Source organism: Flavobacterium limi (assembly GCF_010645075.1).
Classification (GTDB): Bacteria; Bacteroidota; Bacteroidia; order Flavobacteriales; family Flavobacteriaceae; genus Flavobacterium; species Flavobacterium limi.
Window position 1 is genome coordinate 147,732 of record NZ_JAADZV010000011.1, and the last position, 14,180, is coordinate 161,911.

The window sequence follows — 14,180 nt, forward strand, 5'->3', positions numbered from 1 at the left end:
GTCTTAAAACAACTCGTTTTCGATGTATTCTGATTTTTTGGAAAACGCGGGATGAGTTTTTATAATTTACACATCCCAAATTTATTATTAACCCTAATACCCCCTTATCATGAAAAAATTTACTCAAATTATCTGCGTTCTTTTCACAGTTGCAAGTATGAGTGCTCAGCAAGAAAAAGGAATTATGGGCTACAACAATTGGTTGAACAACTGGACCGAATTTAAGCCTAACAAAGTTGAATATGGTGAAGCCAACCAAATTTTAGCTGGAAACATTTCAACAAATACAAAATTGCTTAAGAGAAATGTTTATGTTTTACAGGGTAATGTTTATGTAACTAATAACGCTGTTTTAACGATTGAACCAGGAACATTAATTATAGGTGATTTCGAAACAAAAGGAACGTTGGTAGTCACAAAAGGTGCATCAATTGTAGCAGACGGTTTAGAAACTGACCCTATCGTATTTACTTCTAACAGAAGTCAGAAAAAAGCTGGTGACTGGGGAGGAATAGTAATCCTAGGTGATGCTCCAATTAATAAATTTGGAAATGTTGGTTCTTATAACTTAGATCTTGACCCTACCCGTACTACATATGGTGGTGATAATGCAGCTGCAAGTTCAGGAGTATTAAGATTTGTGAGAATCGAATTTGCTGGTAAAAAAGTAAAAGGTGCCGGTAGTTTCAACGGTTTAACTCTGGCAGGTGTTGGAAACAAAACAATTTTAGAAAACATTATGGTTAGTTATTCTGCAGGAGATTCATTCGGATTTTTTGGAGGTGACCTAAATGCAACAAAATTAGTTTCTTATAAATCTATCAATGATGATTATAAATTTACTCAGGGTGTACAATGTCGTTTGCACAATTCTCTTGCAGTAAGATCTTCTTATTTATCAAGTAACAAAGACGGATCCCGTTGTTTAGAAGTAGCTTCATATGAGAAAAAAAGTGAAACAGATTTTACTAAAAAACAAACTTTAGTTGTAGCATCAAATATAACTATGCTTAACGATAGCGAAAATATCAATGCTGATATTCAGTCTGGTTTAGTGAAAGAAGCTGTTTATATTGCAGAAAATGCTTCACTTGAAATTAAACGTAGTGTGATTTCTGGTTTTAATCCTGCTGTTTTATTAGACAGTAAAATAGAAATTAACGATGCCAATCTTAAAAAAATTAAATTTGAAGAAATGTATTTTAACCTTTGTAAAGGAAATATCTTTACAGAGTTCAATTCTAATAATGAAGATTTAGAGAGCTGGTACGGTAGTCCATTGTTTTTCAATGTATATTCTCAAAGTGATAACAAAGAAACTTTTATAGATATTTTTAATCCTAAAAAACCAGATTTCAGACTTCAATTAGGAAAAATTACTGCTTCTAGCGGTAACAGATAAATAGATTTAGATTTTTATTTCAAAGCGTAAATTTATTAATAAAGTCCCCAGACAATTTATGTATACGTCTTAAAGCAGGACCCAAATAAAGATCAAAACAGAATATGGCCCCAAGTATTAAAAAGTATTTTATATATACAATATTTTTGGTTTCCCCTTTAACATTAAGCTTATATTCCCAAAGTAAAATTGAAAAAACTATAAATTCAAATTTTGCTATTGGAGAGGCTAATACGTTAAAAAATTTAGACCAAACAACCGCAATAATTACACCTGTAATTAATTTAGAGTATTCTAAACAGCTTATAGTGGAGCTATCCATCCCCAAGGATAGCTTTGCTGTAGAAGCTGTAAGAATTGACGAAGGAAATACAGATGTCAATGTTAAAAATCAATCAAAAGATATCGCAGCATACTCTGTACTTGCAAAAGATATTATTGAAAATTATAAATATGATTTTTCTGAAACCTTTATAGATATTTTGTTTTTTGAAGATATAGACTTAGCAAGAATTCGTACTATATGATGAAAAAAACTACTCTTTCTCTGATAAAATCATTACTTTTTTTAGGAGTATTTTTCTTTACCGTTTACCAGTCTAATGCACAAGCAACAATCTCAGCAAGTAAGTTTGATTTTGTGAATATTTGTGCAGGAGATGCTGTAAACGGCAAACCCTTTAATGAGTATAATGTAACTTTTACATATAGCGATTTCCCTTCAGATGTCGTTTTTGATGTAGAACTAACAGATGATAAAGGAGTATTTGTAACTTCAGCTCCAGTCCTTGCAACAAAATTAGATGTAAGTAATCCATCTATAAACCAGCAGACAATAAAGTTTGCTATTCCAACTGGAATTAAAGGGTCTAATAATTACAGCTTAAGAGTTAGAAGTAACAAAGGGGTAAACAGTCAAAGGATTAGGAATTTTGCTAACGTAACTTCTTTTGCTGTATACTACAAAGATTATGTAAAAGCGTTTACAATTAATAATCAGGGAACTTCTGCAACATTTTGTTCAGGAGGAAGCCTTACTCTTTCAGTTGATAATCCTACGCCAAACACAATTAGTTCATCTCCGGCAAATTATCCAAATATTAAATACAAATGGTATAAAGACGATGTAGTTATTCCTGGACAAAGTGACAAACTTTTGACTGTTAATGCTACGGGAAGCTATTATGCAGAATTAGATTATGGAGTATGTTCAGATGTCAATTTTAGTTCTAACCGCGTTACTGTAACGAGTGCATCGGGATCAGGGTCTAATACGACAATTAGTTCCAGCTTAGGAAACCCTTTTTGTGCAAACGGAAGTAACACTATCCTGACTGCTACTGGTGGTGGAAATAGCTATATATGGAAAAAAGATGGTGCCGTAATTTCAGGAGCAACAACCAGAACATACAGCACCAATGAATCCGGAGTTTATACAGTAGATATTAATTTTGGAGGTTGTTCAGGTTCAGGAGAAATAGATCTGAAAAAAAATAGTTTTGATGCAAGTATTGATGTTGCTGAAGAAACAACTATTAATGAAGGTGAAACTTTAAGCGTAACTGTAACTGATGATGCTTCAAATCCAACATATGAATGGTATAGAAATAATAATGTTATTGTAGGTGCAACAACAGACACTTACGTAGTTTCTTTCGGAGGTACGTACAAGGTTAAGATTTCTCAGGCCGGAGGGTGTATTTCTACGAAAGAATTTATTTTTAAAGTTAAAGGGGATTTTGGATCTTCTTCCGTTATTCCGAATATCATTAAACTTAGCGGTGATTCAAATCCTTATTGGAATATTCCTGAAGAATATAAAAATGAAAGCACAAAGGTTATAATTATAAGCTCTAATGGAGAAAAGGTTCTGGATGTTGTCAATTATCAGGGTGACTGGCCTCAGACAGGATTAGATATTAAAAATGTAAATCCGGTATATTACTATGTTATTAAAGGCGATGCAGGTGAAAAAAAAGGATCAATAACAGTGCTGAAATAATATGAAGAAATTTTTACTATTCTTAACGTTATTTTACGGCTCAATACAATTACTCTATTCTCAGGATACAAATGAGAATGGAGTTGTTTCGTTTTCATTACCTGTTCGAAATTCATTAAAGTTTAATAGATATTTAATCAACCCAACATTTAGTTTTGTCCGTGAGCAAAACCCAATGATAAGTTTTTATAACAAAAGGCAATACATACAATTTGATGATGCTCCTAACACCTATTTTTTTAACTATTCAGGTCGTTTAAAAGAAAATGATGGGTACGCGATTGGCTTATTTCAGCAAAATTATGGATTGATGACTGTTTTTGGTGGAGTTGTTAATTTTGCACACAATATTGTTTTACAGGAAGACAGCAATTTAACTTTTGGATTAAATGTTGGTGCTTATCAAAGTGGTTTAGACAAGGGAAAAATAATTTCAGATGATGCCATCGAGGGAGATTTCCCTTCAAATACATTACTTGCAGTAAATCCCGGAATTAATTACGGAACAGCTTTTCTTGATTTTGGATTATCCATGAATAATTTATTTCTGTATAATTTCGGCTCCGGAATTGTAAAAGATGATCCTAAAAAAGCTATTGAGTTACATGCAATGTACACTGGATATATTGATAGCTACGGCTTTTTTGATCAAAGTAAATTTTCAGGAATTGTTAAGACAGAATTAGAAAAAGACAATACTATAATTTCAGGACTCGCAATGCTTACTATTCCACAAGGAATTTGGGCGCAAGCGGGTTATAATACTTTACATGGAGTTTCAGCAGGTTTAGGACTTAACATAACCCCTAATGTTGCAATAGAATATAATTATGAAAGAGGTTTAGGAAATTTCACGAATTTAGGAGCTTCTCATGAATTTGTAATTGCATATAAATTTAGAAATACAAATTACTATTATGGTGATGACGAAGAAGGCTCTCTAATAGATACTTCTAAACCAAAAGCAGTTATAGCTAAAAAATCACCAGCTCCTATTAAAAGAGTTGATGGAGCAACAAAAGCAAAATTAGCTGCAGATGCTAAAGCAAAAGCCGATGCAGAAGCAGCACAGGCAAGATTAGCAGCGGCAGAAAAAGTTAAGGCTGATGCCGAAGCTGCTGCAAAAGCAAAATTGGAAGCTGATATTAAAGCCAAAGCAGATGCTGAGGCATTAAAAATAAAATTAGCAGCAGAAGCAAAAATTAAAGCAGATGCTGAGGCGACAAAAACAAAATTATTAGCTGAAGCTAAAGCGAAAGCTGATGCAGCAGAAGCAAAACGTAAAGCAGAAGCAAAAGCAAAAACTGAAGCAGCAGATCTACAATCTATTATTGCTGCTGACGCTAAAGCAAAAGCAGATTCTGATGCCCTTCAGGCAAGATTAGCAGCAGAAGCCAAAGCTAAAGCTGCTGCTGAAGCGAAAACTAAAGCTGCCAAAGAAGCCGCAATTAAAGCAAAAGCTGCTGCAGATGCAAAAGCAAAAGCGGCAGCAATTGCTGCTGAAAAAGAAAGGTTAGCAGCCGAAGCGAAAGTAAAAGCCGATGCAGAAGAAAGACAAGCAAGAATTGCAGCTGAAGCGAAAGCCAAAGCGGATGCCGAAGCATTACAGGCAAAACTTGTAGCTGATGCCAAAGCAAAAGCCGACGCAGAAGCACTTAAAATAAAACTAGCAGCAGAAGCCAAAGCAAAAGCTGATGCGGAAGCCCTTCAGGCAAAACTTGCAGCAGAGGCAAAAGCGAAAGCCGATGCTGAAGCTTTACAAGCAAAACTTGTAGCAGATGCCAAAGCGAAAGCTGATATGGAAGCTTTACAAGCAAAATTACTTGCTGATGCTAAAGTTAAGGCTGATGCAGAGGCGACTAATAAAGCTAAAGCTGAAGCAGAAGCAAAAGAATTGAAATTGGCTGAAGAAGCTAAAGCCAAACTTGCAGCGGAAGCCAAAGCGAAAGCTGATGCAGAAGCGCTACAGGCAAAACTTGCGGCTGAGGCTAAAGCGAAAGCCGATGCAGAAGCCCTTCAGGCAAAACTAGCAGCGGAAGCCAAAGCGAAAGCTGATGCAGAAGCGCTACAGGCAAAACTTGCAGCGGAAGCCAAAGCGAAAGCCGATGCTGAAGCCCTTCAGGCAAAACTTGCAGCAGAGGCTAAAGCGAAAGCCGATGCAGAAGCCCTTCAGGCAAAACTTGCAGCGGAAGCCAAAGCGAAAGCCGATGCAGAAGCGCTACAGGCAAAACTTGCAGCGGAAGCCAAAGCGAAAGCCGATGCAGAAGCGCTACAGGCAAAACTTGCATCGGAAGCCAAAGCGAAAGCCGATGCAGAAGCGCTACAGGCAAAACTTGCAGCGGAAGCCAAAGCGAAAGCCGATGCAGAAGCCCTTCAGGCAAAACTAGCAGCGGAAGCCAAAGCGAAAGCCGATGCAGAAGCGCTACAGGCAAAACTTGCAGCGGAAGCCAAAGCGAAAGCTGATGCAGAAGCGCTACAGGCAAAACTTGCAGCAGAGGCTAAAGCGAAAGCCGATGCAGAAGCCCTTCAGGCAAAACTTGCAGCAGAGGCTAAAGCGAAAGCCGATGCAGAAGCCCTTCAGGCAAAACTTGCAGCAGAGGCCAAAGCGAAAGCCGATGCAGAAGCGCTACAGGCAAAACTTGCAGCGGAAGCCAAAGCGAAAGCTGATGCAGAAGCGCTACAGGCAAAACTTGCAGCAGAGGCTAAAGCGAAAGCCGATGCAGAAGCCCTTCAGGCAAAACTTGCAGCAGAGGCTAAAGCGAAAGCCGATGCAGAAGCCCTGCTAAAGCGAAAGCCGATGCAGAAGCCCTTCAGGCAAAACTTGCAGCGGAAGCCAAAGCGAAAGCCGATGCAGAAGCCCTTCAGGCAAAACTTGCAGCGGAAGCCAAAGCGAAAGCTGATGCTGAAGCATTAGCAGCAGCAGCTCAAAAAGATGAAACTGCAAAAGAACTTGATAATTTTACTCAACTAGTTGAAAGTTCAGGTAAAGCTCAGTCAGACTTAATTGCTCAGTTTAATGCTACTGTTGCTAATAAGCAAAAAGACCTGAATGATATGAAGGAAGAAAACGATTTGAGTGAAAAGGGAATTTATAGAGAGCCAAAACCATTTAAAAGCGTTAGTGCCGAGAATGCTCAGATAGAATCTTTAAGAAGTCAAATAGCTGATGCAAACAGGGCTCAGAAGGATGCGATAGCTAATTTGACAAATTTATATAACGAAAGACTAAAAAAAGTCCCTAATAAAAATGATGCTTTAAACATAGCTTATTTAGAAAAAATAAACGAATTAAAAGCAGCTCAATTAAAGGCGGAACAAGATAATATCGCATTAATTGCAAATTTAGAGCGTATTAAGACTGAAACAGAAATTGAGAAAAAACGTAGAATTAAACGTGCAGCTTATGAAAATGATGAAGGAAGGTATGCACAGGACCTTGCTGCTCTTAAACGTATAAAAGAAACAACAAAAGTAAGCAGTACACCATTGACAGAAAGCGATTTTGATTTTGGTGAAGATCAGTCAAACATGCAGATTATTAAGAATATTAAAAATTCTGAAAGTGGATATTATCTAATTATTGCAGTACACAACAGTGTTGAAAAGCGAGATGAATTTTTAACCAAAGCTGTTGCTGCTGGACGCTCAGATGTTAATTTCTTTTACAATGTAACGACAAGTAAATATTATATTTATTATGAAAAACATGAAGATTTAACCGGAGCAACTAAAGCATTAGAAGCAAAAGGAAGCAAACCATACAATAGCAGAATGGTTATTGTAAAAGTTGAAAATTAATAGAATAGCATATATTTCCGGTATTTTTTAAAAATTAAGAAATACTAACAAAATAAATATTTTTAAAGTGCCCAAAATTTATTTTTTAATGCCCCTTAAAGAATAAAATGAAGCCCCAAAAAAAGTAAACACCATGAAAAAACCTACGATTCTGAAAATTGCATTATTGTTTTTGTTCTTTTTGCTAAGCAATGTTGGGTCTTCCCAGAATTTAAAACCTTTTGTTAGGCAGTATAATCAACAGCTGAAAGGAGATATTCTTGTAATTGGGAATAACATACTTAACAGACGTTCTGTAAGTAATAATGGTACTGTTACAGGTCCTAATACTCCTTATAATAGTAATGGTTTCAATGGTGATTTTGATATGCGCTATGTTAATATTGATAATGGTGCTACTCCTGGAATTTTTAGTTCTAGTAGTGCTAATCTTACTGTACCAAATAATCAGGCTCCTGCAGATCCATGTTATAGAATTGCTTATGCAGCATTATATTGGTCAGCAACTCTAAAATCCCCTGCAGACAGATCAAATATTAATAGAGTAAAAATCAAGGTACCTAATACCTCCAATAATTCTTATCAGGATGTAACAGGTACAATTATACACGATATCACAACTAGTGCTGGTGGTATTAACCCGGATAATACTCAGGCATACGCATGCTTTGCTGATATAACTAGTTTGTTGAGTCCTACAAATCCTAATGGAACATATACTGTTGCTAATGTTATCGCAACTCAGGGATACAATGGAGGGACTGGTAATTCTGCTGGCTGGTCTCTTTTTATTGTTTATGAAGATTCCAGTTTACCATCGAAAGCGATTTCTACATTTAATGGATTTACAGCAAGGCAACAAGGAGGAGGGCCAAATAATACTGTAATTAGTGGTTTTACTACGATACCTACCGGACCAGTTCAGGCCAGATTTGCATTTGCTGCTCTTGAAGGTGATAGAGGTTATAGGGGAGATTATCTTAGAATAAACGGGACTACAATAACTCCAAGTACCAGGCCATTAGATAATGGTCAAAATAACTTTTTTAATAGTACAATAAATAGCTTAAATGCAAGTTTTACGGATCGTGTCCCTAATAGCACTAATACTTTAGGTTTTGATACAGGGGTTATTGATATTAATCCTTCTTCTAATATTATTAAAAATAATGACACATCAGCTACAATAACTTTAGGAACAGAAAGCGATGTTTTTATTTACTATTTTACCGCATTTTCTGTTGATATTATTGCGCCTAAAGTTATTTTGACAAAAGGAGTTAAGGATGCCAGTAACAATGACGCCAGTAATGCAGATGTTCATTTAGGGGATGTTTTAACATATGAATTAGGTTTTGAGAATGAAGGAAATGACAATGCAAGATCCTATGTAATAACAGACGAATTACCAATTAATACAGAATTTAATTTTCCAGCTGATATTCTTACACTGCCTTCAGGCATGACAATGCCGACTACTGCTGCCGGTAATCAGTTTGTGCAATATAATCCCACTACAAGAGTATTAACTTTTAATGTTCCTAATAATTTATTAGAAATAAACGATCCAAAATCACAAATTCGTTTTAAAGTTAAAGTAGTTGATGATTGCTCTAAGTTAACAAATGCTTGTTCCAATTTGATAAAAAATACTGCTTATTCAAATTATTTAGGGACTAATAATACCGGCACATTTAACGATCAAAGTTATACATCTGTTGCAGGTTGTACTATTGTGCCTCAATCTACAAATTTCCTAGTAGGTGTTGATGCCTGTAAAAACAGAAGACAGGAAATGTGCGGTGCAAGTCTGACAATCTCTGCTTCAGGCGGTTATAAATCTTATTCATGGTCAACCAGTTCTACCGGTTCACCTGTTATTGGTACCTCACAAACATTGACAGTAACTAATCCTGGTACATATTATGTTTATAATACAGCGAATCCTCCATGTGTCGATTTACAGGAAATTATTACGGTTGAACCTTTTAATGAGTTTAAAACAAATCCGATAATTGAATACGCTGATAATAAGGAATCAAACGGAACGATTATTGTTTGTCCGGATAATGGTAAACCACTTCCTAAAATTTTTCTTTGTGGAGCAAACGATTCAAGACTATTAGATACAAAAATTACAGGTGCAACCAGTATCGTTTGGGAAACTACAACTTGTCTTCCTCCGGCTGCCTTATCAGATTTATGTGCAAACGAAGGTGATGGCTGTAAAAACAATTGGGTTTCAGCCGGACCTAATGGCCCTACTTTTCTGGCTAATACCGCAGGACAGTACCGAGTTACAATTAACTCGGGCTCCGGAACTTGTTTTAACCGTTATTATTTCAATGTTTATAAAAATGAATTAACGATAAATGAAACTCATAGAGATATTATTTGTAATAACAGAGGTAATATAACTGTAGATAAGTTAACCGGATATGAATATGTTTTAGCAAATGCAAGTGGAACAAATATTACGGGTTATCAGGATAGTAATATATTTGATATATGGAATGCAGGTACTTATATTGTTAAGTATCGACTTAAAGGTGTTGCGAGAACCTGTGAATATAAAACACATACTATTGAAATACGTCGAATTGATTTAAATGCCACAGTTGACAATCCTAATGTGCAGCCACTTTGTTTTGGTGAAAAAGGAAGTATTCAGGTAAGTGCCAGTGATGGTCTTTCAGGATACTACTTTGCGTTATATGATGGAGGAACACTTATACAACAGGTAGGACCTTTAACAAGCCGTGTTCATGAGTTTTCTAATTTAACTCCTGGCAGATATTATGAAGTTGAAGTAACTACCAGAGATGCTAATAATAATGTTCAATGTAGACAACGTGTAGGTAAATACATTAACGGTACAGCTTCTGACATAAGAGTTACAGGACGTATTATAGAGCCTCTAACCAGCTGTGGTCCAGGAAAAATTAAAGTTTCTGCTCAGGATGGTAATTGGGGATTTTCTTTTTTTGTAAACGGATCAACTGAGCCTCAGGCATCTTCATTAAATGATAATAACGATCCTAATGCAATTATAATTTTAGCTCCAACACCTGGTGATTATACCGTTTTAGTACGTGATTCAAAACTTTGTACAAAAACAATTACTGTAAATGTTCCTGACAATACAAAACCGACTTTTAGTATTTCGTCTACAAATAGTAACTGTTATGATGATCCTGCACAGATAGCAGTAAATGTAACAAATGCTAATGGATACATCATGGAATATAGTATCAATAATGGTGGTTCATATCAGTCGAGTCCAACATTTTTAAATCTGACACCTGGAACTTATGATGTAGTAGTAAGATACGGTATTAGTTATACTTCTGAATGGAATGGTCAACAAACTAAATATTGTGAAGAACGATTTCAACGAGTTATAACAGGTCCGGCTACGGCAATAACTGCATCTGCAGGTGTTGCTGAATTAGCAGGTTGTGGACCTTTGCAGGGAGGACAGCCAACAGGATTAATTAGATTTACAAATGTATCAGGAGGAACGGCTCCTTACCAATACAGTTTTGATGGGGGTGCTACATGGCAGGCTTCTAATCAAAAATATGTTGTTGCATCAACAGCTTCTTATGATTTGCGTGTAAGAGATGTAACAGGATGTTTTTATAGAATCCCATATAATGTTATTTTAGATCCTAAACCAGAAGATCCGGTAATTGATAGTAATGTTAATCCGGTATTTAATTGTGACGGTACTGCTACTGCTACAGTTGTTGTCAATACTCCAACAACTTCAACAGGAACAACTTATACTTATGAGTACTATATGAAAACAGGTTCAGCGGATCCTGTTCCAAATACACCAATAACAAATCATATCTTTACTAATGTTCCTTCAGGAAATCATACAGTAATTGTAAAATATAATATTAATACAGTTTCTACTTATAGTAATTTATTAACAGAAGATTTTGGAAGAGGAGCAGATGCTCAATCTCCGGGTATTAATCCTGTTTATTGTTGGGAAAAACAAGATGCTGTAGCTGATTGTCATGCAAATTTATCATTTGGACCAGAATTGTTAAATGATGGAGAATATATTGTTACAAATGCATTACTTCCCTACCATGATGAAGGTTTTGGATGGGTACTACCAAAAGATCATACTTCTGTTTTAAATAACACGCCAGGCATAACTAACGGACGCTTTTTTGCCATCAACATTGGAGGTAATGATCAAAATATTCCTGTAGGAACAATTATTTATAGTAAGCCTATACATGATGTAATTCCTAATCAAATGGTAAAAGTTCAATTTTATGCGATGAATTTGTTAAAGACATCAAATAATACTAAAGCGAAACCAGATTTAACAATTGAATTGCATAAAAATGGTGTTGCAGTTCCAGGAGCTAGTATAACAATACCGGGGATTAATCAAAATGAACAGTGGAATAAGTTTGAACTGGAAGTTAATCCTGGGAATAATACAGATTTAGATTTTGTTGTAAGAACTAATATTGCCGAAGTTGAGGGTAGTGATTTGGCTTTAGACGATATTTATGTTTATCAGATTCCAAAAGAATGTGGAAATGAAAGAAGTGTTCCAATTGTTATTAACTCTAATGGTGCCTTTAATGTACCAACTCCGATAGTTCAGGATACCAAGTGTAGCAATTCAAGTGATGGAAGTATTACTATTAATGCAACTAATTTTAAAACTACAGGATTTCATTATTCTACAGATAATGGTGCGAATTGGTATGTTTCAACGACTTCACCAGTAACAGTTTCGGGATTAGGTGCAGGTGTTTACAAGGTAATTGTAAAGTATGATCGTACAGATCCTGCAGGAAAATGTGAGTTCAGATTTGATTCAGAAATTAAATCTCCTCAGGCTATACTTATTGTTCAGGTAGATAAAACAGATCCAACTTGTACAACAGCAGCAAATATTACGGTTACAACTGTTACAGGGGGAACCGGAAGTTATCAGTATCAGTTGAGTAATTCTTCAGGAATTGTTGTTCCATTTCAAACGAATAAAACTTTTTCTAATTTAGCTCAGGGAACTTATACGGTTCAGGTAAAAGATGCAAATGATTGTTTGTCTCAGCCATCTGCACCAATAACAATTACGAATCCAGTTGCTCCGGAAGCAGAGTTAGCTTCTGCCACTGACTGGTGTTACACACCTTCTAATCCTGCTACTTTGGTTGTTACAGTAAGTGGAGGTGTTGGTCCTTATACTTATAAATTAGATAATAACACTCCAATTACAACTAATGCATTCAATAATGTTGCACCTGGAACGCATACTATTGTAGTTACAGACAGCAACAATTGTACAGATACAATTTCAGGTATTATTATTGAACCTCAATTGCAATTGAATGCAACTTTGGCTCAGGATTTAACGTGTTTGGTTGATGGTTCTATTACTACAGCTGTATCCGGAGGTTATGGTGCACCTTATACTTATACTGTATCCCGTAATGGAGGGGCTTCTACAGCAGTTACTTCTTTCCCATATACTGCTGCTCAGGCAGGAAATTATGTATTTACAGTTACAGACAGCAAAGGTTGTACAGCGACAAGTAATACTATAGTAGTTTCTCCAAAAACAACTCCGACTTTAACATCGAATAAAACGGATATTACCTGTAATAATGCAAATGATGGTACTATTACGGTAACAGCTTCGAATGGCGCAACGACTGTTTATACTTATGCAATTAAATTAAGTTCAGCGGCTAGTTATACGACTCAGTCAACAAATCAGTTTACCGGTTTACCAGCAGGTACTTATAATATTAAAGTGATTGACAGTAAAGGTTGTGAATCTGCAGTGAGCGATGTTACTATCATAAATCCAACACCTGTTGGAGCAACAATTAGTGCAACAGATTTGGGCTGTAGCAGTACAGGTACGGTACCAGCTATTGTTACGGTTGTGGGTTCAGGAGGTTCAGGATCATATCAATATAGTTTTAATGGAAGTTCTAACTTTACTTCTGGCAATACTTATACTACTAGTTCAGCAGGAACTGTAACAGCATATATTAAAGACAGTAACGGTTGTCAATATGGGCCAATACAAGTAGTAATTAATCCTAAGTCATCTATTACTGGCATTGATGTAATGTTTGATACAGGATTAGAGTGTCCGGCCTATGAAGCTCACGTTAAATTTCAGGCAATAGGAGGAATATCACCTATTAGATATCAAATTATTTCTGGACCTGCAGGATATAGTTCTGCAATTGTATCAGATGGTGAATTCAAAAATCTTAAACCAGGTGATTATATTTTCAGGGCTACAGATAAAAATGGATGTAGTTTTGATTTAAATTATCATATAAAAAGTGTTCCGGATATCGTAGCGGGAGGTTCGGTATTAACACCAATTAAATGTTTTGGTGAAACAGGTACTATTCAATTCACAGTAAGTGGAGTTAAAGACAGAGGATATGATTATGTAATTAGAAATGCTGCTAATTCAGTTATTCAAAGTGCAAATAACATAAGTGAAACTATTACAACTATTAATGTAACCTCTCCACAACCAGCAGGTGTTTATACTATTACAATAAACGATAGAAAAACGAATTGTCCGACTACTTATAGCGTTACCCTTACACAGCCATCAGCGGCTGTATCGATTACAAGTGCTGTAGGTACCAATATAAATTGCAACAATGACAATTCCCAAATAACTGTAACTGCTACAGGCGGTACGCCGGCATATACTTATGCTTATGCAACAAATCCATCTACAGTTCCTGCAACAGCCTATGCTTCAGGTTCAGTTTTCACAATTGATACAAATTCAGGAGCGAATTTGGCTTGGGATATTTATGTAAAAGATGCTAATGGATGTATTGCAAAAAGAAGAGTTGACATAGCAACAGATAATGCGCCAACAGTAACAGCCACAGTAAGCAACCAATGTACAGGTTCAGGCAGTACTTTTCAGATTGTAGCCTCAGGTACAGGTTTGGC

At 36.0% G+C, this 14,180-nt stretch carries 6 protein-coding genes; all 6 read left to right on the plus strand.

The genetic code is table 11. The annotated features are described in order from the left end of the window. The first annotated feature begins 109 nt into the window (after positions 1-109). Entirely contained in the window at positions 110-1,402 is a 1,293-nt protein-coding gene (locus GXM16_RS19775) for a hypothetical protein (protein WP_163396222.1), read from the plus strand. 104 nt (positions 1,403-1,506) lie between these two features. Continuing rightward, the gene (locus tag GXM16_RS19780; protein ID WP_163396223.1) at positions 1,507-1,929 is read left to right on the plus strand and encodes a hypothetical protein; all 423 of its coding nucleotides are present in this window, start codon (positions 1,507-1,509) and stop codon (positions 1,927-1,929) included. Continuing rightward, positions 1,926-3,404: a gliding motility protein SprC gene (gene sprC / locus GXM16_RS19785; protein ID WP_163396224.1), complete on the plus strand. Its 1,479-nt coding sequence runs from the start codon at positions 1,926-1,928 to the stop codon at positions 3,402-3,404. Before GXM16_RS19780 ends, sprC begins: the two co-directional genes overlap by 4 nt. 1 nt (position 3,405) lies before the next feature. Further along, entirely contained in the window at positions 3,406-6,318 is a 2,913-nt protein-coding gene (locus GXM16_RS19790) for a PorP/SprF family type IX secretion system membrane protein (RefSeq protein ID WP_244307525.1), read from the plus strand. A 140-nt stretch (positions 6,319-6,458) separates the two neighbouring features. Continuing rightward, positions 6,459-7,202 (plus strand): hypothetical protein, encoded by a 744-nt coding sequence (locus GXM16_RS22920; RefSeq protein WP_244307526.1) that lies wholly within the window; start codon positions 6,459-6,461, stop codon positions 7,200-7,202. A 133-nt stretch (positions 7,203-7,335) separates the two neighbouring features. After that, positions 7,336-14,180, plus strand: a 6,845-nt coding sequence (locus GXM16_RS19795; protein WP_163396225.1) for a SprB repeat-containing protein, incomplete at its 3' end; no start/stop codon positions are given.

Excerpts from the sequence above, each read along its gene's own strand:
- GXM16_RS19790 (WP_244307525.1), top strand. The coding sequence starts at position 3,406 with ATGAAGAAATTTTTACTATTCTTAACGTTATTTTACGGCTCAATACAA.
- GXM16_RS22920 (WP_244307526.1), top strand. The coding sequence starts at position 6,459 with ATGAAGGAAGAAAACGATTTGAGTGAAAAGGGAATTTATAGAGAGCCA.
- sprC (WP_163396224.1), top strand. The coding sequence starts at position 1,926 with ATGATGAAAAAAACTACTCTTTCTCTGATAAAATCATTACTTTTTTTA.
- GXM16_RS19775 (WP_163396222.1), top strand. The coding sequence starts at position 110 with ATGAAAAAATTTACTCAAATTATCTGCGTTCTTTTCACAGTTGCAAGT.
- GXM16_RS19780 (WP_163396223.1), top strand. The coding sequence starts at position 1,507 with ATGGCCCCAAGTATTAAAAAGTATTTTATATATACAATATTTTTGGTT.